Annotated in this window: 22 protein-coding genes; 10 read left to right on the plus strand and 12 right to left on the minus strand. The window is 69.2% G+C overall.

Going from position 1 to position 18,806, the window contains the following annotated elements:
• Window positions 1-25: 25 nt before the first annotated feature.
• From ACH4K4_RS18740 to ACH4K4_RS18755, 4 genes are all read right to left on the minus strand, one after another.
• Window positions 26-1,663: a cytochrome bc complex cytochrome b subunit gene (locus tag ACH4K4_RS18740; protein WP_398168472.1), complete on the minus strand. Its 1,638-nt coding sequence runs from the start codon at window positions 1,661-1,663 to the stop codon at window positions 26-28.
• Complete coding sequence (locus ACH4K4_RS18745; RefSeq protein ID WP_398168473.1) at window positions 1,660-2,724, minus strand: Rieske 2Fe-2S domain-containing protein; 1,065 nt, start codon at window positions 2,722-2,724, stop codon at window positions 1,660-1,662. Before ACH4K4_RS18745 ends, ACH4K4_RS18740 begins: the two co-directional genes overlap by 4 nt.
• Complete coding sequence (locus tag ACH4K4_RS18750; RefSeq protein WP_398168475.1) at window positions 2,721-3,530, minus strand: c-type cytochrome; 810 nt, start codon at window positions 3,528-3,530, stop codon at window positions 2,721-2,723. The genes ACH4K4_RS18745 and ACH4K4_RS18750 overlap by 4 nt, the downstream gene beginning before the upstream one ends.
• Before the next feature lie 79 nt (window positions 3,531-3,609).
• A complete protein-coding gene (locus ACH4K4_RS18755) occupies window positions 3,610-4,230 on the minus strand; it encodes a heme-copper oxidase subunit III (RefSeq protein ID WP_360137519.1) in 621 nt (206 codons plus the stop codon).
• 298 nt (window positions 4,231-4,528) lie between these two features.
• Here ACH4K4_RS18755 and ACH4K4_RS18760 point away from each other — a divergent pair, with 298 nt between their 5' ends.
• On the plus strand, window positions 4,529-4,930 hold the full coding sequence (locus tag ACH4K4_RS18760) for a hypothetical protein (protein WP_398168476.1): 402 nt from the start codon (window positions 4,529-4,531) through the stop codon (window positions 4,928-4,930).
• 31 nt (window positions 4,931-4,961) lie between these two features.
• Here ACH4K4_RS18760 and ACH4K4_RS18765 read toward each other — a convergent pair whose 3' ends face one another.
• The 4 genes from ACH4K4_RS18765 to coxB form a co-directional block, all read right to left on the minus strand.
• Window positions 4,962-6,236, minus strand: a complete 1,275-nt coding sequence (locus ACH4K4_RS18765) for an Ig-like domain-containing protein (protein ID WP_398168477.1) — start codon at window positions 6,234-6,236, stop codon at window positions 4,962-4,964.
• A 109-nt stretch (window positions 6,237-6,345) separates the two neighbouring features.
• On the minus strand, window positions 6,346-6,744 hold the full coding sequence (locus tag ACH4K4_RS18770) for a cytochrome c oxidase subunit 4 (protein ID WP_360137510.1): 399 nt from the start codon (window positions 6,742-6,744) through the stop codon (window positions 6,346-6,348).
• Window positions 6,741-8,471, minus strand: coding sequence for a cytochrome c oxidase subunit I (gene ctaD, locus ACH4K4_RS18775; RefSeq protein WP_398168479.1), 1,731 nt, complete (start codon window positions 8,469-8,471; stop codon window positions 6,741-6,743). The genes ACH4K4_RS18770 and ctaD overlap by 4 nt, the downstream gene beginning before the upstream one ends.
• Entirely contained in the window at window positions 8,468-9,430 is a 963-nt protein-coding gene (gene coxB, locus ACH4K4_RS18780) for a cytochrome c oxidase subunit II (RefSeq protein WP_398168481.1), read from the minus strand. Before coxB ends, ctaD begins: the two co-directional genes overlap by 4 nt.
• 280 nt (window positions 9,431-9,710) lie before the next feature.
• Here coxB and ACH4K4_RS18785 point away from each other — a divergent pair, with 280 nt between their 5' ends.
• On the plus strand, window positions 9,711-11,090 hold the full coding sequence (locus ACH4K4_RS18785) for a cysteine desulfurase/sulfurtransferase TusA family protein (protein WP_398168482.1): 1,380 nt from the start codon (window positions 9,711-9,713) through the stop codon (window positions 11,088-11,090).
• Window positions 11,091-11,153: 63 nt separating this feature from the next.
• On the opposite strand, the gene ACH4K4_RS18790 is transcribed toward ACH4K4_RS18785, so the two are convergent.
• Window positions 11,154-12,128: a carbohydrate kinase family protein gene (locus ACH4K4_RS18790; RefSeq protein ID WP_398168484.1), complete on the minus strand. Its 975-nt coding sequence runs from the start codon at window positions 12,126-12,128 to the stop codon at window positions 11,154-11,156.
• A 141-nt stretch (window positions 12,129-12,269) separates the two neighbouring features.
• Between ACH4K4_RS18790 and ACH4K4_RS18795 the strand changes: the two genes are divergently transcribed.
• On the plus strand, window positions 12,270-12,494 hold the full coding sequence (locus tag ACH4K4_RS18795) for a hypothetical protein (RefSeq protein WP_398168485.1): 225 nt from the start codon (window positions 12,270-12,272) through the stop codon (window positions 12,492-12,494).
• Between the two features lie 111 nt (window positions 12,495-12,605).
• The gene (locus tag ACH4K4_RS18800) at window positions 12,606-14,177 is read left to right on the plus strand and encodes a hypothetical protein (RefSeq protein ID WP_398168487.1); all 1,572 of its coding nucleotides are present in this window, start codon (window positions 12,606-12,608) and stop codon (window positions 14,175-14,177) included.
• Window positions 14,178-14,300: 123 nt separating this feature from the next.
• Here the strand turns inward: ACH4K4_RS18800 and ACH4K4_RS18805 are convergent, their stop codons facing one another.
• The gene (locus ACH4K4_RS18805; protein ID WP_398168488.1) at window positions 14,301-14,654 is read right to left on the minus strand and encodes a HesB/IscA family protein; all 354 of its coding nucleotides are present in this window, start codon (window positions 14,652-14,654) and stop codon (window positions 14,301-14,303) included.
• Between the two features lie 297 nt (window positions 14,655-14,951).
• On the opposite strand from ACH4K4_RS18805, the gene nadA reads away from it, so the two are divergent.
• The 3 genes from nadA (at window position 14,952) to ACH4K4_RS18820 (ending at window position 16,812) form a co-directional block, all read left to right on the plus strand.
• Complete coding sequence (gene nadA / locus ACH4K4_RS18810) at window positions 14,952-16,139, plus strand: quinolinate synthase NadA (RefSeq protein WP_398168490.1); 1,188 nt, start codon at window positions 14,952-14,954, stop codon at window positions 16,137-16,139.
• Window positions 16,140-16,309: 170 nt separating this feature from the next.
• On the plus strand, window positions 16,310-16,564 hold the full coding sequence (locus tag ACH4K4_RS18815) for a type II toxin-antitoxin system Phd/YefM family antitoxin (protein ID WP_398168491.1): 255 nt from the start codon (window positions 16,310-16,312) through the stop codon (window positions 16,562-16,564).
• Window positions 16,561-16,812, plus strand: coding sequence for a type II toxin-antitoxin system RelE/ParE family toxin (locus ACH4K4_RS18820; RefSeq protein WP_398168492.1), 252 nt, complete (start codon window positions 16,561-16,563; stop codon window positions 16,810-16,812). The genes ACH4K4_RS18815 and ACH4K4_RS18820 overlap by 4 nt, the downstream gene beginning before the upstream one ends.
• Window positions 16,813-16,887: 75 nt before the next feature.
• Here ACH4K4_RS18820 and ACH4K4_RS18825 read toward each other — a convergent pair whose 3' ends face one another.
• A complete protein-coding gene (locus ACH4K4_RS18825) occupies window positions 16,888-17,223 on the minus strand; it encodes a hypothetical protein (protein WP_398168493.1) in 336 nt (111 codons plus the stop codon).
• On the minus strand, window positions 17,223-17,402 hold the full coding sequence (locus tag ACH4K4_RS18830) for a hypothetical protein (RefSeq protein ID WP_398168494.1): 180 nt from the start codon (window positions 17,400-17,402) through the stop codon (window positions 17,223-17,225). Before ACH4K4_RS18830 ends, ACH4K4_RS18825 begins: the two co-directional genes overlap by 1 nt.
• A gap of 151 nt (window positions 17,403-17,553) precedes the next feature.
• Here ACH4K4_RS18830 and ACH4K4_RS18835 point away from each other — a divergent pair, with 151 nt between their 5' ends.
• The 3 genes from ACH4K4_RS18835 to ACH4K4_RS18845 are packed head-to-tail and all read left to right on the plus strand — an operon-like array spanning window position 17,554 to window position 18,784.
• Window positions 17,554-18,393: a Scr1 family TA system antitoxin-like transcriptional regulator gene (locus ACH4K4_RS18835; RefSeq protein WP_398168496.1), complete on the plus strand. Its 840-nt coding sequence runs from the start codon at window positions 17,554-17,556 to the stop codon at window positions 18,391-18,393.
• Entirely contained in the window at window positions 18,372-18,578 is a 207-nt protein-coding gene (locus ACH4K4_RS18840; RefSeq protein WP_398168497.1) for a DUF397 domain-containing protein, read from the plus strand. Before ACH4K4_RS18835 ends, ACH4K4_RS18840 begins: the two co-directional genes overlap by 22 nt.
• A 5-nt stretch (window positions 18,579-18,583) precedes the next feature.
• Window positions 18,584-18,784 (plus strand): DUF397 domain-containing protein, encoded by a 201-nt coding sequence (locus ACH4K4_RS18845; protein ID WP_398168499.1) that lies wholly within the window; start codon window positions 18,584-18,586, stop codon window positions 18,782-18,784.
• Window positions 18,785-18,806: the final 22 nt, after the last annotated feature.

Consider the following 18,806-nt stretch of genomic DNA (forward strand, 5'->3'; position numbering starts at 1 on the left):
ACTGCCGTGCGTCACACGGCGGGGATCAGTGGTGGCCGTGGCCGCTGGTGATCTCCTTGTACTCCTCCGGGGTCGGCTTCGGGATGACGTTGTCCTCGCCGTAGTAGCCCTTGGAGAGCTTGGCGCGGAGCTTGGTCGTCCGCTTGACCTTCCGCTCGACACCGTTCTCGTCGACCTCCGGGCCGATCTCGAACGGCTTGGGCTGCTCGTGCTGGGTGAGCGTGTGCAGCTGCTCCTGGTTGAGCGGCTCGTGCACCTCGATGAACTCACCGTGCGGCAGGCGCTTGATGATGCCGGACTCGCGTCCGTGCAGCACCTTGTCGCGGTCGCGGCGCTGCAGACCCAGGCAGATCCGCTTGGTGACGATGAAGGCGAGCACCGGCCCGACGAAGAAGCCGATCCGGACGAACCAGGTCAGCGAGTTCAGCGACAGGTGGAAGTGCGTGGCCCACAGGTCGTTGCCGCCGCCGATCAGCATGATGAGGTAGGCGGTCAGCCAGGCCACACCGAAGCCGGTACGGGTCGGGGCGTTGCGCGGGCGGTCCAGGATGTGGTGCTCGCGCTTGTCGCCGGTGACCCAGGACTCGACGAACGGGTAGACCGCGATCGCGACCAGCACCAGCGGGAAGATGAGGATCGGGATCAGCACACCGAAGTTGATGGTGTGGCCCCAGATGTCCCACTCCCAGCCGGGCATCACACGGACCAGACCCTCGGCGAAGCCCATGTACCAGTCGGGCTGGGCGCCGGTGGACACCTGGTCGGGCCGGTACGGGCCGATGGCCCACACCGGGTTGATGCTGGCGACCGCCGCGATCACCGAGATCACGCCGAAGACCAGGAAGAAGAAGCCTCCGGCCTTGGCCATGTAGACCGGCAGCAGCGGCATGCCGACGACGTTCTTGTTGGTCTTGCCGGCACCCGGGAACTGCGTGTGCTTGTGGTAGAAGACCAGGATCAGGTGCGCCACCAGCAGACCCAGCATGATGCCGGGCAGCAGCAGGACGTGCACCGTGAAGAACCTCGGGATGATGTCGTGCCCCGGGAACTCCCCGCCGAAGATGAACATCTGCAGGTACGAGCCGACCAGCGGCATCGCCAGGATGACACCCTCGATGAAGCGGACGCCGGTGCCGGAGAGCAGGTCGTCCGGCAGCGAGTAGCCGGTGAAGCCGGTGAACATGCCGAGCACCAGCAGCAGGAAGCCGAACAGCCAGTTGACCTCGCGCGGCTTGCGGAAGGCGCCGGTGAAGAACACCCGCATCATGTGCACCATCATGCCGCCCAGGAAGACCAGGGCCGCCCAGTGGTGGATCTGCCGGATGAGCAGACCGCCGCGCACGTCGAAGCTGATGTCCAGCGTCGACTCGAACGCCTGCGTCATCCGGATCCCGTGCATGGGCACGTACGAGCCGTGGTAGGTCACCTCGGCCATGCTCGGGTGGAAGAACAGCGTCAGGTAGACGCCGGTCAAGATGATGATGATGAAGCTGTAGAGGCAGATCTCGCCCAGCATGAAGGACCAGTGGTCCGGGAAGATCTTGCGCATGTTGGCCTTGGCGAGGCTGTAGATGCCCAGCCGGCCGTCCGCCCAGTCGGCGATCCGCTCGCCCCGCGGCGCCTGGCCGCGGCGCGTGGTGGTCGCGCTCGTCTCGTTACTCATCCGCGCTCCCAGAAGCTCGGGCCGACGGGCTCCGCGAAGTCGCTGACGGCTTCGAGGAAGCCGTCCTTCACCGTGATGTGCAGCTGCGGCAGGGCGTGTCCTGCGGGGCCGAAGATGACACGGCCGCCGTCGGCCAGGTCGAAGGTCGACTGGTGGCAGGGGCACAGCACGTGGTGCGTCTGCTGCTCGTACAGGCTGATCGGGCAGCCCACGTGGGTGCAGATCTTCGAGTACGCGACGATGCCCTCGTGCGACCAGTCCAGTTCCTGCTTGTCCTTGATGTTCTGCGGCTGGATCCGCACGAGCATCAGGGCGTCCTTGGCGATCTTCTGGTTGAACTCGTGGTCGTCCTCCTCCAGGCCCTCGGGCTTGGCGAAGGTCAGCGAGCCGACCGCGATGTCCTCGGGACGCAGCGGGAGGTTGGTGGACTGGTTGACCAGGCGGATGCCCTTCTTCCAGCCGGTCGTACGGAGCTTCTTCTCCGGCAGCGGACCGAGGTCGCGCAGCAGCACGACACCGGAGAGCGGCACCAGGGCCAGCGCGCCGAACATGGTGTTGCGGACCAGCTTGCGGCGGCCGATCGCGGATTCCTTCGCGCCCTGGCGGAAGTCCTCCATGACCTTGGCCTTGACCTCGGGGGCCGCCTCGATCGGGTGCCGGTCGTCGGCGACCTCCTCGTCCGACATCAGCGTGCGGGCCCAGTGGACCGCGCCGGCGCCGATGCAGAAGAGCGCCACACCGAGCGTCAGGCCGAGCCAGAAGTTCAGCGCGCTGACGTGGCCGAACGGCCAGATGTAGGTGATCTCGTCGACCGGGAAGATCACGTAGGCGGCGATGAAGCCGACCGTCGCGAGCATCGACAGGGTGAAGAGAAAGGCGACCGCGCGCTCGGAGCGCTTGGCGGCCCGCTCGTCGATGTCCTGGATGCGGGGCTCGTGGGGCGGCAGCCCCGGGTCGGCGAAGGGGTTGTCCGCCGTCTCGACCGCACCGCCGTGAGCCGTGTCCCGCTCACTGGGGAGGTTCTTTTCTGGCACGTCTGCGTGTCGTCCAGTCTCACTCATGACTTCTTGGCCTTCGTAGTCCGGGCTGCGACCCAGATGGCGACCGCGATCAGCGCGCCCAGGCCGGCGATCCAACCGAAGAGGCCCTCGCTGACCGGGCCGAGACCGCCCAGGCCCAGACCACCGGGGCTGGGGGTGTCGTCGCTGTTGACGGCGCCGAGGTAGGACACGATGTCCTTCTTGTTCTGCGGGGACAGCGAGCCGTCACCGAAGGAAGGCATGTTCTGCGGGCCGGTCTCCATGGCCTCGTAGATGTGCTTCGGGTCCACGCCTTCGAGCGTCGGTGCGAACTTGCCGTTGGTCAGGGCGCCGCCCTTACCGGTGAAGTTGTGGCACTGCGCGCAGTTCGTACGGAACAGCTCACCGCCCTTGGCGATGTCCGCGCCGTCCTTGCTGTACTGCTCCTTGCCCGGCACGTTGGGACCGGCACCCAGCGACGCGACGTACGCCGCGAGCTGGTCGATCTCGGCCTGGGTGTAGATGTTCTTCTTCCGCGGTACCTGGGCGCCCGGCTGCTGCGCCGGCATCCGGCCCGTACCGACCTGGAAGTCGACGGCGGCGGCGCCCACGCCGACCAGGCTCGGGCCGTCGGAGGTGCCCTGACCGCCGGTGCCGTGGCAGCTGGCGCAGCCGACGGCGAAAATCTTCTTGCCCTCCTTGATGGCAAGAGACTGGGCGGTGTCATCGGCCTGGGCCTTGTCCGCAGGCGCGAACGCGGCGTACAGCCCCCCAGTGACCGCCAGCGCGAAGAGTAGGACGACGAGCGCCGCCAGCGGATGGCGCCGTCGTGCGGAGAGCTTTTTCACGGATTACCCCGGTGTCAGGATCTTCTGCGTCGATGCTTTGGCTATGTCTGTCTGAAGCGCGGTTCCGGTGCGGGACCGGTCAGCGGATCAGGTAGATCGTGGCGAAGAGGCCGATCCAGACGACATCGACGAAGTGCCAGTAGTAGGACACGACGATGGCCGCGGTGGCCTGTTCGTGGGTGAACCTCTTGGCCGCGTATGTCCTGCCCAGGACCAGCAGGAAGGCGATGAGACCGCCCGTCACGTGCAGGCCGTGGAAGCCGGTGGTCAGGTAGAACACCGAGCCGTACGGGCCGGACGAGAGCGAGAGGCCCTCGTGCTTGACCAGATCGGTGTACTCGAAGACCTGACCGCCGATGAAGATCGCACCCATGATGAAGGTGATCACGAACCAGGTCCGGAGCTTCTTGACATCGCCACGCTCCGCGGCGAACACACCGAGCTGGCAGGTCAGAGAGCTGAGCACCAGGATCGTCGTGTTCGTCGCGGAGAACGGAAGATTCAGCGCATCGGCGGATTCCTTCCAATACTCGGTCCCGGTCACCGATCGGAGGGTGAAGTACATCGCGAAGAGGGCCGCGAAGAACATCAGCTCGGAACTCAGCCAGATGATGGTTCCGACGCTGGTGAGGTTCGGCCGATTGACCGACGGGTGCGCGTGCCCGGTTTCTACTGTCGTTGCTGTCGCCACGACCGACATTATGTCGGTCGCTTATCCCGCCCTCACCCCGGGGGGTGCCGTTCGGTGTGTCAAGGGCGTATGCCCTGCTCGTACGGCCCACTGCGGCAGTCGCCCGAAGGGAGGACCCGGGGCCCGCCATACGGCCCCGCGGCCCCGCTTTGACCAGTCCTGACGGGGCGTCGGCCGGATCTTTGATCGCGCCGAACCCTCCTGCGCGCCGCCGCCCGCGCAGTAGCATCCGCGCTGGGGCCACCGCCCGGCCGCGGCCGGGTGACGTCCCGCCCGAAGCTGTTCTGCTGCGATGCGTGGAGGAACGATGCAGGCGACTGCCACGGTGCTGGTCTACAGCGACAACGCCGACACCCGCGAGCAGGTACGGCTCGCGACGGGCCGCCGGCCTGCCGCGGACGTGCCGCCGGTCGAGATCGTGGAGTGCGCGACCCTGCCCGCCGTGCTTCAGGCCCTGGAGCGGGGCGGGATCGACGTGTGCGTGCTGGACGGCGAGACGGCGCCCGCCGGCGGCATGGGCGTGTGCCGGCAGATCAAGGACGAGATCTTCGACTGCCCGCCGGTGCTGCTGCTCATCGGCCGCCCGCAGGACGCGTGGCTGGCCACGTGGAGCCGCGCGGACGCCGCTGTGACGCACCCTGTGGACCCGGTGGCCTTCACGGACGCCTTGGCCGGGCTGCTGCGCCGCAGGCTCCTCACGGGGGCCTGAGCGGCCGCCTGAGGGGCCTTCTGAGCGGCCCTCAGGCCTGCGGGCGCAGCCGGGCGGCATTCTCGGGTCCCGGCCGCTGCTCCTGCTCGCCTGTGGTGCTGGGCTTGTTCTTGTCCAGCGCGCTGCCCTCGCGCCACTGCTTCCACGGCATGTTCCAGTCGCCGAAGCCGTTGTCGAAGGGCGTCATGGTCTCGCCGCCGCTGTTGACGACCTTGACCAGGTCGCCGACGCGCACCGTGTCGAAGAACCACTTGGCGTTCTCCGTGGACATGCCGGTGCAGCCGTGGCTGACGTTGGCGGCGCCCTGCGACCCCACGGACCAGGGCGCCGCGTGCACGTATTCGCCGCTCCAGGTCACCCGGGTGGCCCAGTAGACCGGCAGGTCGTAGGAGTCGGAGCTGCCCGAGGGGATGCCGATGGTGTCGCCCCGCATCCGGACGAAGCCCTCCTTGCCCAGGATGACCTTGGTGCCGTTGCGGGTGGAGTAGCCGGGCTTGCCGGTGGTGACGGGGATGGTGTTGATCTCCGTACCGTTGCGGGTGACCGTCATGGTGTGCGCGGACGCGTCGGTGACGGCCTCCACCCGGTCCGCCGTACGGAACTTGACGGGCTTGGCGGGGCCCCCGTAGAGCGCGCCGTCGATCTTCAGGCCCTCCAGGTTGCTGCGTACGTCGACGGCGGCGTGCGCGGGCCAGTACTCGCGCGGCCGGAAGTGCAGCGACTTGCTGTCGACCCAGTGCCAGGCGCCCTCGACGCGCGGGGTGGACTCGACCTTCAGCGCGCCCTCCACGATCGCGCGCGCCTTGGGGTCCTTGACGGGCTTGCTCAGCGCGGCCGTGACGGGCTGTCCGACCCCGTACGTGCCGTTCTCGGGCCCGAAGGTGACCCGCAGCCGGTCGCCCGCGTCCTTGGTGTCGATCTGGAGGATCTTGCGGCCGGGCGCGCCGTCCTCGTCCTCGGTGCTCACCCGGACCGTGTAGCGGGTGCCGGCGGCCAGCGGCACGGTGGTGCGCCACTGCCTGCCGTCGGCGGTCAGTTCGCCCCTGATGTAGCGCCCGGAGGCGTCGGTGGCGGTCACATCCGTGATCCGGGCCTCGTCACCGGTGGTGGTGACCTCCAGCGGCCTGTCCGGGTCCGCCTTCTCGCCGTCGCCGGGGGCGTTGGCCGAGACGTGGCCGGCGGCGTCGTACGGCGTCGCCGAGAGCGGGTCCGACGACGAGCCGCCGCAGGCGGTGGCGCCCGCCCCCAGGGGCGCCAGCAGCAGGGCGCAGCTCAGCGCCGTCCGGGACCGTGGTCTGTGGCTCATGACCCCAAAATATGAAGGTTCATCAGGCGTGGCGCGCTGGAGGACTGCAAACGGGCGGGCCCGGACACCTGGTGAGGTGTCCGGGCCCGCCCGGTGTACGGGGACCGCGTTACTGCGTGCGGTTCTCGCCGCGGTAGTACTCGAAGACCCAGCCGAACAGGCCGATCAGGATGACCGGGGCCGAGAAGTAGAGCAGCCACCAGCCGAAGACGACGCCCAGGAAGGCGAGCGCGCCACCGATGCCCAGGGACAGCGGCTGCCAGCTGTGCGGGCTGAAGAAGCCCAGCTCGCCGGCGTCGTCGGAGACCTCGGCCTCGTCGTTGTCCTGCGCTCCGGCGTCCACCCGGCGAGCCGTGAAGGCCAGGTAGTAGCCGATCATGATGCACAGGCCGAAGGCGAGGAACAGCGCGGTGGTGCCCGCCGGCTCCTTCGACCAGACGCCATAGACGATCGCCATGGCGAGGACGAAGACGGAGAGCCAGATGAACATCTTGCCCTGGATCTTCACTTGCCGACCTCCTTGCCGCCGAACAGCGCCGTGTCCTTCTGGCCCTCGTTCTCGATGGCCTCCATCGCGGCGATCTCAGGGTGGTGCAGGTCGAACGCCGGGGATTCGGACCGGATGCGCGGCAGCGTGAGGAAGTTGTGCCGCGGCGGCGGGCAGGAGGTCGCCCACTCCAGCGAGCGGCCGTAGCCCCACGGGTCGTCGACCTCGACCTTCTTGCCGTACTTGGCCGTCTTCCAGACGTTGTACATGAACGGCAGCATCGACAGGCCGAGCAGGAACGAGGCGATCGTCGAGACCGTGTTCAGCGTGGTGAAGCCGTCGGCGTTCAGGTAGTCCGCGTAGCGGCGCGGCATGCCCTCGGCGCCCAGCCAGTGCTGGACGAGGAAGGTGCCGTGGAAGCCGACGAACAGCGTCCAGAACGTGATCTTGCCGAGCCGCTCGTCCAGCATCTTGCCGGTGAACTTGGGCCACCAGAAGTGGAAGCCCGCGAACATCGCGAAGACGACGGTGCCGAAGATGACGTAGTGGAAGTGCGCCACGACGAAGTACGAGTCCGAGACGTGGAAGTCCATCGGCGGCGACGCCAGGATGACGCCGGTCAGACCACCGAAGGTGAAGGTGATCAGGAAGCCGACCGCCCACAGCATCGGTGTCTCGAAGGACAGCGAGCCCTTCCACATCGTGCCGATCCAGTTGAAGAACTTCACACCGGTCGGTACCGCGATGAGGAATGTCATGAACGAGAAGAACGGTAGGAGTACCCCGCCCGTCACGTACATGTGGTGCGCCCACACCGTCACCGAAAGACCCGCGATCGAAATCGTCGCCGCGATCAGGCCGATGTAACCGAACATCGGCTTCCGGGAGAAGACCGGAATGACCTCGGAAATGATGCCGAAGAACGGCAGCGCGATGATGTAGACCTCGGGGTGACCGAAGAACCAGAACAGATGCTGCCAGAGCAATGCCCCGCCATTGGCCGCATCGAATACATGCGCCCCGAATTTACGGTCCGCCTCCAGGGCGAACAGCGCGGCGGCCAGGACCGGGAAGGCCAGCAGGACCAGCACACCGGTCAGCAGGACGTTCCAGGTGAAGATCGGCATGCGGAACATCGTCATGCCCGGAGCGCGCATGCAGATGATCGTGGTGATGAAGTTGACCGAACCGAGGATCGTGCCGAAGCCGGAGAAGGCCAGGCCCATGATCCACATGTCCGCGCCCACGCCGGGCGAACGCACCGCGTCCGACAGCGGCGAGTAGGCGAACCAGCCGAAGTCCGCCGCACCCTGCGGGGTGAGGAAGCCGGCCACCGCGATCAGCGAGCCGAAGAGGTACAGCCAGTACGCGAACATGTTCAGCCGCGGGAACGCCACGTCGGGCGCGCCGATCTGCAGCGGCATGATCCAGTTCGCGAAACCGGAGAACAGCGGCGTCGCGAACATCAGCAGCATGATCGTGCCGTGCATCGTGAACGCCTGGTTGAACTGCTCGTTCGACATGATCTGCGTGCCGGGACGAGCGAGCTCGGCGCGCATCAGCAGCGCCATCAGTCCGCCGATGCAGAAGAACGCGAACGACGTGACCAGGTACAGCGTGCCGATGGTCTTGTGGTCAGTGGTCGTCAGCCAGCTCACCACGACGGAGCCGGGAGACTTTTTACGTGCTGGCGGTGCTGCCGGAGCCGTTGCGGCGGCGGCACCCTGAGGTTCGTTGAGGATGCTCACTTGTTGTTGGTCTCCGCGTTCCTGGCGTGATCCGTCTGCTCGATGCCCGACGGCAGGTAACCGGTCTGGCCCTTCTTCGCCAGGTCCTTCAGGTGCTCCCGGTACTTCTCGGGGGAGACGACCTTGACGTTGAAGAGCATCCGGGAGTGGTCGACGCCGCAGAGTTCGGCGCACTTGCCCATGAAGGTGCCCTCCTTGTTGGGAGTCACCTCGAAGACGTTGGTGTGGCCGGGAATCACGTCCTGCTTCATCAGGAACGGCACCACCCAGAACGAGTGGATGACATCACGCGACGTCAGGACGAACTGGACGGTCTCGCCCTTGGGCAGCCACAGGGTCGGGCCCGGGTTGCCGGTGTCCGGATTACGCGTACCCGGGATGCCCTCGTCGTAGACGCCGTCGGCGCCGGCGGGGACGTTCTTCTTCCACTTGTCCGGGATCGCCTTGAGTTCCTTGGAGTCGATGTTCGTGGTGTCGGCCTTGCCGTCCACGTTCTCCAGGTAGTTGAACGCCCAGCTCCACTGGAAGCCCACCACGTTGATGACGTGGTCGGGCTTCTTCGAAGTCTTGAGGAGTTCGCTCTCATCACGCGCGGTGAAGTAGAAGAGCACCGCGATGATGATGAACGGAACGATGGTGTACAACGCCTCGATGGGCATGTTGTACCGCGTCTGTGCGGGGACCTCCACCTTGGTCCGGCTGCGGCGGTGGAAGATCCAGCTCCAGATGATCAGGCCCCACACCAGCACGCCCACTGCAAGGGCGGCGGCCCAGGAGCCCTGCCAAAGGGAGAGGATCCGCGGCGCCTCTTCAGTAGCCGGATTGGGCATGCCGAGGTTGGGAAAGTCCTTGTATGTGCAACCGGTCGCGGTTGCCAGGACCAGTCCCGCAGCCAGCACCTGCGGCAGCTTCCGCCGCATCGGGCGCCGCGACGAGCGGTCGGAGCCGTTGGGACTCACGTAGCGCCTTCCCGAGAGTCTCGCCCGCGAGACCGGCTGCGGCCGTCTCGCTGGTCGGTCGCCGGCCCTGGCACGGGCAGGGGTTTGGATGTTTATGCGGACCAAACCCTACTGGACGCTATTTGGGGTCGCGCGGGGAGGGTGCCCAACGCGCCGCACCGCTCCCCGAAGGGGTGGCTGCGGCATCCGGGGGACGGCCCCCGAGCCCCGGAATGCCGGGCTCCGGCGGTCATCTGACGCCACGCCCGGCGGCGGGGCGCGACACGCTAGCGTCTGGGGCGTGTCCTACTTCGACGCCGCCTCGGCCGCTCCGCTGCACCCGGTCGCCCGGGAAGCCCTGCTCGCCTCGCTCGACGAGGGCTGGGCCGACCCGGCCCGCCCCTACCGGGAGGGCCGCCGCGCCCGGCTGCTGCTGGACGCCGCGCGGGAGGCCGCGGCGGAGGCCGTGGGCTGCCGCCCCGACGAGCTCGTTTTCACTCCATCGGGGACGCAGGCGGTGCATTCGGCGATCTCCGGCACGCTCGCGGCGCGTCGGCGTGTCGGCCGCCGTCTGGTCCACTCGGCGGTGGAGCACTCCGCCGTACTGCACGCCGCCGCGGTCCACGAGGCGGCGGGCGGCTCGGTGTCCGAGGTGGGGGTGGACCGTACGGGCCGGGTGGACGCGGCGGACTTCGCCGCCGCGCTGGCCTCCGGCACCGCGCTGGCGGCGCTCCAGTCCGCCAATCACGAGGTGGGCACCGAGCAGCCGGTGGCGGAGGCCGCCGACGCCTGCCGGGCGGCGGACGTGCCGCTGCTGGTGGACGCCGCCCAGTCGCTCGCCTGGGGCCCCGTCGGCGGCGCCTGGTCGCTGCTGGCGGGCAGCGCCCACAAGTGGGGCGGCCCGCCGGGCGTGGGGCTCCTGGTGGTCCGCAAGGGCACCAGGTTCGCGCCGCAGGGCCCGCTGGACGAGCGCGAGTCGGGCCGCGTGCCGGGCTTTGAGAACATTCCGGCGGTGGTCGCCGCGGCGGCGTCGCTGCGGGCCGTACAGGCGGAGGCGGCGGCCGAGGCGGTACGGCTGCGGGGCCTGGTGGACCGCATCCGGACCCGGGTGGCTGAGTCGGTGCCCGACACGGAGGTCGTCGGCGACCCGGTGAACCGGCTCCCCCACCTGGTCACTTTCTCGTGTCTCTATGTCGACGGGGAGACCCTGCTGCACGAGCTGGACCGGGCGGGTTTCTCCGTCTCCTCCGGGTCGTCCTGCACCTCCGGCACCCTGACGCCGAGCCATGTGCTGCGGGCCATGGGCGTGCTCTCGGAGGGCAACGTCCGGGTGTCGCTGCCGGCGGGCACCGCGGAGGCCGACGTCGACCGCTTCCTGGAGGTCCTTCCGGAGGCGGTCCGCTCCGTACGGGAGAAGCTGGGCGCCCCGGCCGCCGGGTCCGCCCCCTCCCCCGCCGCGGAACGCGTCGTCGACGCGCTGGGCAAGCGGTGCCCGGTGCCGGTGATCGAGCTGGCGAAGGTGATCGGGGACGTGCCGGTGGGCGCGACGCTGACCGTCCTGGCGGACGACGAGGCGGCGCGGCTGGACATCCCGGCGTGGTGCGGGATGCGGGGCCAGGAGTACGTGGGCGAGCGGGCGGCGGAGCGGGGCGCCGCGTACGTCGTGCGGCGCCTCGTGTGACCCGTGGGGCCCGCGGCCCGTGGTGCGGCGCCCCCGGCGGGCCGCCGCGCCACGGGAACCGGGTCAGGCCAGGTGGGCCCGGATGTCCTCGGCGGCCTCGTGGCCGTACGCCTTGGTGAAGCGGTCCAGGAAGTGGCTGCGGTGCAGCTCGTACTCCTGCGTGCCGACGGTCTCGATGACCAGGGTCGCCAGCATGCAGCCGACCTGGGCGGCGCGCTCCAGGCCGACGTTCCAGGCGAGGCCGGACAGGAAGCCGGCGCGGAAGGCGTCGCCGACGCCGGTCGGGTCGGCCTTGGTCTTCTCCTCGGCCGCGCCGACCACGATGTCCGGCTCGCCGGCCCGCTGGATGCGGACGCCTTCGGCGCCCAGCGTCGTGACGCGGGTGCCGACCTTGCCGAGGATCTCCTCCGCGGTCCAGCCGGTCTTGTTCTCGATGAGGCTGGCCTCGTACTCGTTGTTGAACAGGTAGGCGGCGCCGTCCATGAGGGTGCGGATCCCCTCGCCGTCCATCCGGGCGATCTGCTGGGAGAAGTCGGCCGCGAAGGGGATGCCGCGGGTACGGCACTCCTCGGTGTGGCGGACCATGGCCTCCGGGTCGTCCGCGCCGATCAGGACGAGGTCGAGGCCGCCCACGCGCTCGGCGACGGAGTGCAGCTCGATCAGCCGCGCCTCGCTCATCGCGCCGGTGTAGAAGGAGCCGAGCTGGTTGTGGTCGGCGTCGGTGGTGCACACGAAGCGGGCCGTGTGCTTGACCTCGGAGATGCGGACCGAGCGGGTGTCCACGCCGTGCCGGTCGAGCCAGGCGCGGTACTCCTCGAAGTCGTTGCCCGCGGCGCCGACCAGGATCGGCGCGGTGCCCAGCTGGCCCATGCCGAAGCAGATGTTGGGGCCCACGCCCCCGCGGCGGACGTCGAGTTCGTCGACGAGGAAGGAGAGGGAGATCGTGTGCAGCTGGTCGGCGACCAGCTGATCGGCGAAGCGGCCGGGGAAGGTCATCAGGTGGTCGGTGGCGATGGAGCCGGTGACTGCGATACGCACGACGGGTCTGCTCCTGCGGGAGGCGGAAGGACGGGACGGACGTTGGTCAACGGTACCGGGTCGCCCGATCCGCTCCCACCTGCCAAAACTACCCAATAGTAGGGCTTTCTTCGCGGGGCGCGGGATGCGTACGGTGCCCGTATGACCAACTATGTGAAGGGCGTCACACACCGCCCGGCCGCCGTTCCCGGTTTCCCCGCCGAACCGGAGTCGATGGACCAGCTGCTGGGCGACTGCGCGCGGATGGCGCCGCACTGGCGCAGCGGCCCCCGCGCGCCGCAGGCCCCCGCCCGCGAGCTGCACGGCATCCGCGTCCCCGCCTCCTCCGCCGCGCTGGTCAGCGGCATGTCCGAGTACGGGGACTGAGACACCGGCACCGAGCCGGGGGAACCGCGAACGCACCGGGCCCGTCCAACCGGCGTCCTCCCCACGGAGGAGCACACGTCAGTTGTTCAGCGGAGCCGAAGGAGCGATGCGGTGAGCACCGAGGACACTCCCCCCGCGTCCGGCGGGGAGAATTCCAGCCACGACACCCAGGAGACCACCGCACGGCAGACCACCGCACGGCGCCGGCGCAGCCCGCTGATCGTGGCCTCGGTGGCCGCGGCGGTCCTGCTGGCCGGCGGCGGCGCGGCCTACTGGGCCTCGTCCGCCTCCGGCGGCGGGAGCGGCGTCGGCGCCGCGGCGAAGAACACGCCGCCGCCGCTGGCCCTGGACGGTTACGCGCAGGGCGGCGGCTCGCGCAGCGGCATCGCGCCCGGCGAGCCCGACCCGACGGGCGCCGGGTACCGGGCGGCGGGCACCCTGCCCCAGGGGCCCCGGTCGGCGCCCGTCTACCAGCCCAAGGGCGAGATCAGCCAGGCCGCGGTGGCCCGGCTGGCCGAGGCCCTGGGCCTGGACGGGAAGGTGCGGTCGGACGGCAACTCCTGGAAGGTGGGCGGCCTGACGCGGGACGCGCGCAGCCCCGTCCTCCAGGTGGCCAAGAACGGTTCCGGCGCGTGGACGTACTCGCAGTACGGCACCCCCAACGGGACCGGCTGCGCGGAGACCGCCCCCGCCAAGGGTTCCGGCGGCAGCGGCAGTTCGCCGGCGAGCGGCCCCGGCTGCCCGTCCCACCAGGGCGGCGACGCCAGCGCCCAGGACGACGGCAGCGGCAAGGGCGCCGTCTCCCAGGAGAAGGCCAAGCAGGCGGCGCGGCCGGTGCTGGACGCGCTCGGCCAGAAGGACGCCAAGCTGGACGCGAGCGGCCTGTCCGGCGCCGTACGGACCGTGAGCGCCAACCCGGTGGTGGGCGGGCTGCCCACGTACGGCTGGCAGAGCGACATCCAGGTCGGCTCGGACGGCCAGGTCGTCGGCGGCAGCGGCCAGTTGGCCCAGCCGGTCAAGGGCGACACGTACCCGGTGCAGAGCGCGGCGAAGACGCTGGAGCGGCTCAACCAGGCGCACGGCGGCGCGAACTCCGGTACCGGCGGCTGTGCGACGGCCGAGCCGCAGAAGCAGGGTGACCAGCAGGACGTCGAGCCGTGCGCGGGCAGCGCCTCGGCGCGCAAGCCCGCCGAGGTGACCGGCGCGGTCTTCGGGCTCGCGGTGCAGTACGTCAACGGCCGGCAGGCGCTGGTGCCCTCGTGGCTCTACCAGGTGCGCCAGCCGGGCGGCGGCACGGTCACGCACCCCGCGGTGGACCCGGCGTACGTCAAGGGCGGCGACGGCGGCAGCGGGAGCGGCTCCGGCAGCGGGACCGCGCAGCCGCCGGACAGCGGCAAGCCGTCGGGCAAGGCGGGCGCGATGGGCCTGGAGTCGTACGCGGTGAGCCCGGACGGCAAGTCGCTGACGCTGTACTTCTGGGGCGGCGTGTGCAGCACGTACTCGGCGTCCGCCGTGCAGACCGGCTCCAGCGTGCGGGCCGAGGTCATCGGCAAGGAGAAGAAACCGGGCCAGATCTGCGTGAAGATGGCGAAGCTGTTCACGCAGACCGTGCCGCTCGACAAGCCGCTGGCCGGGCGGGACGTGATCGACGCGTCGACGGGCAAGGAGGTCCCGCAGAAGTAACGGCGGCCCGGCGCCCCACGGATACGCCGGCCCGCGGACACGACAACGGCGGCGCTCCCCACCAGGGGGGCGCCGCCGTCGTACGCGCTCTGTTCCTCAGCCGGCCCTCGGGCCGGTTGCGGGTCAGTTGAAGGAGTCGCCGCAGGCGCAGGAGCCCGTGGCGTTCGGGTTGTCGATCGTGAAGCCCTGCTTCTCGATGGTGTCGACGAAGTCGATGGAGGCGCCGCCCAGGTACGGAGCGCTCATCCGGTCGGTGACGACCTTGACGCCACCGAAGTCCTTGACGACGTCGCCGTCGAGGGACCGCTCGTCGAAGAAGAGCTGGTAGCGCAGTCCGGAGCAGCCGCCGGGCTGAACGGCCACGCGCAGCGCGAGGTCCTCGCGGCCTTCCTGCTCCAGCAGGGCCTTCACCTTCGACGCGGCCGCGTCGGACAGGATGATGCCGTCGCCGACGGTGGTCTCGTCCTGAACGCTCATCTAGATCTCTCCCGGGTTGTACGGACCGCTTGCCCTCGGCTGCAACCGATGGGGCCCCGGATTAATTCCGGCTGGGCGCGACGTGTTGTTGGCCTTCCGCCTTCATGCTCGCACACCCGCGCCGGGTCGCGGAGCGGCCTGGGCACGGGGATGCGTCACATCGACGCGATGGCCATCGTCAAACTGACATGAAGCGGCTATGATAGATAGCGTCAAATAGACGAAAAGGCTCCCGGCGCGACCCGGTACCGGGCCCCACCGGTGCGGCGCCGCCGTCCTGATCTGCGAAAAGAGAGGGTGTGTGTCGTGACCACCGCCCAGCCCCTGGACGTCCAGCCGACCCCGCTCGCGCTGCTGCTCCTCGGCCGCGAGGCCGATCCCAAGAGCGAGCGCGGCGTGGACTGCCCCGGCGACCTGCCGGCACCGTCCGACCCCGGACTCGTCGAGCGCGCCCGCGCCGCCAAGGCGAAGCTGGGCGACAAGGTCTTCGTCCTCGGGCACCACTACCAGCGCGACGAGGTCATCGAGTTCGCCGACGTGACCGGCGACTCCTTCAAGCTGGCGCGTGACGCGGCAGCCCGCCCGGACGCCGAGTACATCGTCTTCTGCGGCGTGCACTTCATGGCCGAGTCCGCCGACATCCTCACCTCCGACGACCAGCAGGTCGTCCTGCCCGACCTGGCCGCAGGCTGCTCGATGGCCGACATGGCCACGGCCGAGCAGGTCGCGGAGTGCTGGGACGTGCTCACCGACGCCGGCGTGGCCGAGCAGGTCGTCCCCGTCTCGTACATGAACTCCTCCGCCGACATCAAGGCCTTCACCGGCAAGCACGGCGGCACGATCTGCACCTCCTCCAACGCCAAGCGCGCGCTGGACTGGGCCTTCGAACAGGGCGAGAAGGTCCTCTTCCTGCCCGACCAGCACCTGGGCCGCAACACCGCCGTACGCGACATGGGCATGTCCCTGGACGACTGCGTCGTCTACAACCCCCACAAGCCGAACGGCGGCCTGACCGCCGACCAGCTGCGCGCGGCCAAGATGATCCTGTGGCGGGGCCACTGCTCCGTACACGGCCGGTTCTCGCTCGAATCCGTCGAGGACGTACGGGCCCGCATACCCGGCGTAAACGTCCTCGTACACCCCGAGTGCAAGCACGAGGTCGTCGCCGCCGCCGACTACGTGGGCTCCACGGAATACATCATCAAGGCCCTGGAAGCCGCCCCGCCCGGCTCCAAGTGGGCCATCGGCACCGAACTGAACCTCGTCCGCCGCCTGGCCAACCGCTTCGCCGCCGAGGACAAGGAGATCGTCTTCCTCGACAAGACGGTCTGCTTCTGCTCCACCATGAACCGCATCGACCTGCCCCACCTGGTCTGGGCCCTCGAATCCCTCGCCGACGGCAAGATCGTCAACCGCATCCAGGTCGACCGCGAGACGGAGAGCTTCGCGAAGCTGGCACTGGAGCGGATGCTGGCGCTGCCGTAGCGGAGCGCGCCTTCGGCGCGCGGAGTACCCCTGGCCCGCGGGGTCGCACCGGACAAGGAGTCCGGGCGGCCCCGTGGCCGTTTCACCTTCACGCCAGCACAAAGTCACTATCGAGTGGATTCCGGGCAGACTCTCCTTGAGAAAGCCGCGCGAAGTGTACAGTTCTGCGCATGAGTGACACCTTGCCGATTACCGAAGCGCGCGCCCGGTTCGGGTCGCTGGTTCGCCGCACTTCCCACGCCCGTGAGCGGATTACGATCACTGACCACGGCCAGCCGGCGGCCGTGCTCATAAACCCGCAGGAGCTCGCCGATCTGGAGGACGCCCTGGCACTGGCGCAGTACCGCGCGCGGCAGGAATCCGGTGAGACCGCGGGTGTCCCGCATACCGAGGTACGCGCGCGGCTCGGACTGGAGCGCAGTTGACATACGAGGTCATCTGGGACCCGGGCGCCGTCGACGCGGCCGCCCGGTTCCTCAAAGACGACACAGACGGGCTGCGCCAGCTGATGGACGCCGTCGACCTGCTCGCCACTCAGCCCCGCCCAACGGGCAGTGCCGAGTACGGCTCTCCCGACCTCCGGCGTATACATGTCGGCCGCTACCGGGTGCTGTACGAGATCACCGAGGCCACCGTCACGATCGTGGTCATCCACATCGGCCGCCTCGGCTGACTCGGCGCGTAACGCCGTGACCCGCGGGGTCGGGCCGGAACGTGCCCGGCACCGGCCCCGGACACGTACACGTTCTCACAGGTAGATCTGCCGTCGGCAGCCGCAGCAGTACGTCTTGCCGCCGCACCTCTCGGTCGTCCCGTGCTCACAGGGCTGCGCCTCCGCCTGCACCAACCGAGCGCCCCGGCTGACCGCGATCCGCAGTACGTCGCGCAGCGCGCGGCGCAGCTCCCGAGGGCCGGCGTCGGCCGTCACCACCTCCTCCGCAGCCCGGAGCAACTCCTCCTCCGCCTCGTCGGCGATCAAGGACAGCAGGCTCTCCGAGTCGTCCGTACTGAGGTAGCACGCCCCACCCGCAGGCGTGGTCCACGGCAGGAGCCGCAGCGGCGTACCGCACCGGTTACCGGCCATCACACCGCCACCCCGGCGACGCGACGCGACCGCCACGCACGGAACTCCTCCGGCGACAGGGTGTACGGCCGCACCAGCGCGCTCGCCTCCCCGCGCAGCATGACCTCGGGCCGCCGACGCGGCGTCCTGACGGCGGGCACGTACCGCCCGACCGGGCCCGACCGGGGCTGTCGACGCACGACGCGATGAAACATGGATTCTCGCCTTCTTCGGCCTCATGAACACCCGGCGACTACCGTGTGCACCACCATCGTCACCGTGTGACATGGCTCTCAACAGGGCCGTTACGTCCCACCGTTGAGAATGGGACGGCAGAGAGGCGCACCCCCCATGAAGTTCACGCCCCGCGACCTGAACCCCTACGTATCCGCCCGCCACTACTTCGGCTCCGAACAACGCCGCCACCGCGAGACCGCGAAACTGTCGCTGGTGCAGTTGGCGGACGTGGTCAACTCCAGCAAGAGCACACTGGCCCGCATCGAGACGGCGGAGCTGATGCCACCCCCCGACCTGCCGTCCAGGCTGGACGCGGCCTTCGGCACGGACGAGCACTTCCACGGCCTGTACCAGCTCGCACGGCGTGAGGCGCATCCGGATCAGTACCGGCGCTTCATGGACCTGGAAGCGCAGGCCCATACGGTCGAGACCTACGAACCGCAGGTCGTACCCGGTCTGTTCCAGACCGATGCGTACGCCCGGGTGCTGCTCCGCTGCCAGGAAGACTTGTCCGAGGAGCAGGTCGAAGAACGGGTCGCCGCGCGGATGTCCCGGCAAGAGCGCCGGCAACCCGTCCCCTTCCGCTGGACGATCATCGACGAGTCGGTATTGCGGCGGCAGGTCGGCGACAAGAGCTCCATGTATAAGCAATTGGCATCGCTGCTGAAGCAGGGGAATACTCCAAGCAGCAAAGTTCAGGTGATGCCGTTCAGTGCGGGCCCTCACTCGCTGATGGGCGGGGCACTGAACTTGCTGACACTGCCCAACGGCTCCACAGCGGCCTACGAAGAGGGCATCGAGACCGGCCACCTGCACGAGGGACCGGACACAGTGCGGAAGTGGCGGCGGCAGTACGAGGTGCTGCGCGCTAATGCCCTCTCGCTGACTGCATCGGCGGAGCTGATCCGAAAGGCGATGGAGGACTACAAAGCATGCGACACACCCCCGAGCTGAGCACGGTTCACTGGCGCAAGAGCAGCTACAGCAACACCAACGGGGGCAGTTGCGTCGAGGTCGCCGACGACCTCCCCGGCATCGTCCCCGTACGCGACAGCAAAACCCCCCACGGCCCCATAGTCACCTTCCCGGCCACCTCTTGGACCGCGTTCATCGCCTCCCTCAAAACGGCAGAGGAGTGAAGGCCATGCCGCGCCCCCTCGGCACCAACGCAGCCCGCTGGCGCAAAAGCAGCTACAGCAACGCCAACGGGGGGAACTGCGTCGAAATCGCCGAGAACTTCCCCGGCACCGTCCCCGTACGCGACAGCAAAACCCCCCACGGCCCCATACTCACCCTCCCGACCGCCTCCTGGGCCGCCTTCATCGCGGCCCTCAAGGCAGCCTGACGCACGTCAGCCCGTCCCAGGG

This window comes from Streptomyces sp. NPDC017529 (genome assembly GCF_044329785.1).
Classification (GTDB): domain Bacteria; phylum Actinomycetota; class Actinomycetes; order Streptomycetales; family Streptomycetaceae; genus Streptomyces.

Bases quoted from the DNA above. Each gene is read 5' to 3' on its own strand.
- ACH4K4_RS18740 (WP_398168472.1), bottom strand. From the start codon at position 1,663: ATGAGTAACGAGACGAGCGCGACCACCACGCGCCGCGGCCAGGCGCCG.
- ACH4K4_RS18745 (WP_398168473.1), bottom strand. From the start codon at position 2,724: ATGAGTGAGACTGGACGACACGCAGACGTGCCAGAAAAGAACCTCCCC.
- ACH4K4_RS18755 (WP_360137519.1), bottom strand. From the start codon at position 4,230: ATGTCGGTCGTGGCGACAGCAACGACAGTAGAAACCGGGCACGCGCAC.
- ACH4K4_RS18760 (WP_398168476.1), top strand. From the start codon at position 4,529: ATGCAGGCGACTGCCACGGTGCTGGTCTACAGCGACAACGCCGACACC.
- ACH4K4_RS18765 (WP_398168477.1), bottom strand. From the start codon at position 6,236: ATGAGCCACAGACCACGGTCCCGGACGGCGCTGAGCTGCGCCCTGCTG.
- ACH4K4_RS18795 (WP_398168485.1), top strand. From the start codon at position 12,270: ATGACCAACTATGTGAAGGGCGTCACACACCGCCCGGCCGCCGTTCCC.
- ACH4K4_RS18805 (WP_398168488.1), bottom strand. From the start codon at position 14,654: ATGAGCGTTCAGGACGAGACCACCGTCGGCGACGGCATCATCCTGTCC.
- ACH4K4_RS18815 (WP_398168491.1), top strand. From the start codon at position 16,310: ATGAGTGACACCTTGCCGATTACCGAAGCGCGCGCCCGGTTCGGGTCG.
- ACH4K4_RS18825 (WP_398168493.1), bottom strand. From the start codon at position 17,223: ATGGCCGGTAACCGGTGCGGTACGCCGCTGCGGCTCCTGCCGTGGACC.
- ACH4K4_RS18835 (WP_398168496.1), top strand. From the start codon at position 17,554: ATGAAGTTCACGCCCCGCGACCTGAACCCCTACGTATCCGCCCGCCAC.
- ACH4K4_RS18840 (WP_398168497.1), top strand. From the start codon at position 18,372: ATGCGACACACCCCCGAGCTGAGCACGGTTCACTGGCGCAAGAGCAGC.
- ACH4K4_RS18845 (WP_398168499.1), top strand. From the start codon at position 18,584: ATGCCGCGCCCCCTCGGCACCAACGCAGCCCGCTGGCGCAAAAGCAGC.